Origin of the sequence: Moorena producens 3L (assembly GCF_000211815.1) — a bacterium.
Lineage (GTDB): Bacteria > Cyanobacteriota > Cyanobacteriia > Cyanobacteriales > Coleofasciculaceae > Moorena > Moorena producens.
In genome coordinates this window covers 114,872-115,971 of the sequence record NZ_GL890841.1, presented here as the reverse complement: position 1 = coordinate 115,971, position 1,100 = coordinate 114,872, and the positions used below count along the sequence as shown (strand labels likewise).

Genomic DNA, 1,100 nt, shown 5'->3' with positions numbered 1-1,100 from the left:
ATCAATAGTAATGATTAGGAGACAGCGTTTATCAGAACTATCAGGTAAAATAGAATTTTTTCTCTTTTCCCGATTCCCGATTCCCGATTCCCGATTCCCGATTCCCGATTCCCTAGAACTTAACAGTTGAACCTTAAACCTTCAAGTTTCCCCCGCATGGTAAGAACTACGAACCAAAGGACCGGAACGCACATGGGCAAATCCCATATCCCGTGCGATCGCACCTAGCTCATCAAACTCTTCCGGTGTCCAGTATTTTTGTACCGGCAGATGTTGGAGAGAGGGACGCATATATTGACCGAGGGTGATGCGATCGCATCCAATCTTACCTAAATCCGCCATCGCTTCAATTACTTCTGCTTTGGTTTCCCCATGGCCCAACATTAATCCGGATTTAGTGGGAATGGCGGGATTCAGTTGTTTGACAATGCTGAGCACATCTAGCGATCGCTGATATTGTGCTCCCCGGCGCACCTTGCCCTGTAAGCGCTGGACTGTTTCAATATTGTGGTTGTAACAGGCTGGCTTGGCCTCCACCACCGTTGCTATCCGTTGCTGTTGCAACTCTGCTGAGATTTGATCGTGATCACCTTTACCCCCCCAGAAATCTGCTGTTAGCACTTCTATCTCAGTACCTGGATTGAGTTGGCGGATCGCATCCATGGTAGCGACAAACCAACCGGCACCCTGGTCTGGCAAATCATCCCGAGCCACAGAGGTCAGCACCACATACCGCAAGCCCAATAACTGTACCGATTCCGCTACTTTCTGGGGCTCCTCTGGGTCTAGGGCCATGGGAGCATGACCTTTATCCACTTGACAAAATGCACAAGACCGTGTACATGTCGGTCCCATCAACAAAAATGTAGCGGTTTTCTGAGAATAGCACTCACCTCGGTTCGGGCAACGTCCCTCCTCACAAATGGTGTGAATCTGCCGTTGTTTAATAATCCGCTGCACCGTTGAGATGTCACTAGCATTACCAATCGGACGTCGCAACCAAGAGGGAAGTGCAGTAATTTCTGAACGCCATTGTTTTTGTGTAGTCATGGGGAATCGGGAGTCGGGAGTGGGGAATCAGGAATCGGGAATCGGGAATC

Annotated in this window: 1 protein-coding gene; it reads right to left on the bottom strand. The window is 49.4% G+C overall.

Annotation, left to right across the window (positions count from 1 at the left end; all coding sequences use genetic code 11):
* Positions 1–141: 141 nt before the first annotated feature.
* Entirely contained in the window at positions 142–1,050 is a 909-nt protein-coding gene (gene lipA / locus LYNGBM3L_RS09300) for a lipoyl synthase (RefSeq protein ID WP_008181722.1), read from the bottom strand.
* Between the last annotated feature and the right edge of the window lie 50 nt (positions 1,051–1,100).

Coding starts and splice junctions, on each gene's coding strand:
- lipA (WP_008181722.1), bottom strand. CDS start 1,050: ATGACTACACAAAAACAATGGCGTTCAGAAATTACTGCACTTCCCTCT.